The following is a 1,215-nucleotide window of genomic DNA, read 5'->3' on the forward strand; positions in this document are numbered from 1 at the left end:
TAGTAGAATATAATCGCTAAAAACCGTATAAAATGACAAGGAGTGCTGACCACAAAACCGGAAAGGGGGCGCAATGGAACGGCAAAGGTATATTGTGCGGTTAAGTGAGGAGGAGCGGCAGGAATTAGAGGCGATCGTGAAGAAGGGGAAAGGAGGTGCCCATAAGATTCGCAATGCCCAGATACTGTTACACAGCGATGAAAATGGTGAGCGTCTGACAGTTGAAGCGATAGCCAAACTCCTGCATTGCAATAAAGATACGGTGTGTGAGGCACGTAAACGCCTGGTTGAGCGTGGTTTTTCGGCGGCCCTTGAGCGCAAGAAGCGTGAAAATCCAGCGATACCCCGACTGTTTGATGGTGAAGCGGAGGCCCGATTGATTGCGCTGGCGTGCAGTACGCCACCGGAAGGTCGTGGTAGGTGGACATTGCAGATGCTAGCCGACCGCGTAGTGGAACTAAAGATTGTGCCCCATTGTACAGCCAATACAGTGCATGAGGTGCTAAAAAAAACGAACTTAAACCTCATTTACGGGAATGCTGGGTTATTCCGCCGGAGCAGGATGCGGAATTCGTAGCCGCCATGGAAGACGTGTTGGAGGTATATCACCGTCCTTTAGATGCCGATTTTCCAGTGGTTTGCATGGACGAACAACCAGTGCAACTGGTGAAGGAAACATGCACGCCACTGCCGATGGAACCGGGACAACCTCAACGATACGACTCCGAATACGAACGCAACGGCACCGCGAGTATCTTCATGTTCTGTGAGCCAAAAGCAGGAATTCGCACTGTGTCTGCCCATGCACAACGCACCATGACCGACTGGGCCGAGCAGATAAAACATCTGCTTGATGTGCAATACCCAAACGCCAAAAAGGTCGTGCTGATATGTGATAACCTGAATACCCACAAACCCGCCGCTCTTTACAAAACTTTCCTACCAGAAGAAGCAAGACGCCTCCTTGATCGTCTCGAAATCCACTACACCCCAAAACATGGCTCCTGGCTCAATATTGCCGAAATCGAACTTGCTACCCTTACACGCCAATGCCTTGACCGCCGTATTCCCGACCTTCCTACCCTCCAAGCCGAACTCAACGCATGGAATATACAACGCAATAGTCTTGACTCTACCATCAGTTGGCACTTCACCACCACTGAGGCAAGAATCAAACTTAAACGCTTATATCCGGTTATTGACGATTAAGGACTA

Annotated in this window: 1 protein-coding gene; it reads left to right on the forward strand. The window is 50.0% G+C overall.

Going from position 1 to position 1,215, the window contains the following annotated elements:
* The first annotated feature begins 73 nt into the window (after positions 1-73).
* Positions 74-1,209, forward strand: a protein-coding gene (locus ACM0OZ_RS48920) for an IS630 family transposase (protein ID WP_414590172.1) whose coding sequence is annotated in 2 segments (ribosomal slippage) — positions 74-503 and positions 503-1,209 — 1,137 coding nt in all. Because the reading frame shifts where the segments join, the coding sequence is not laid out codon by codon here.
* Positions 1,210-1,215 lie beyond the last annotated feature (6 nt).

The organism is Scytonema sp. PCC 10023 (assembly GCF_963920835.1).
Taxonomy (GTDB): Bacteria; Cyanobacteriota; Cyanobacteriia; order Cyanobacteriales; family Nostocaceae; genus Kalymmatonema.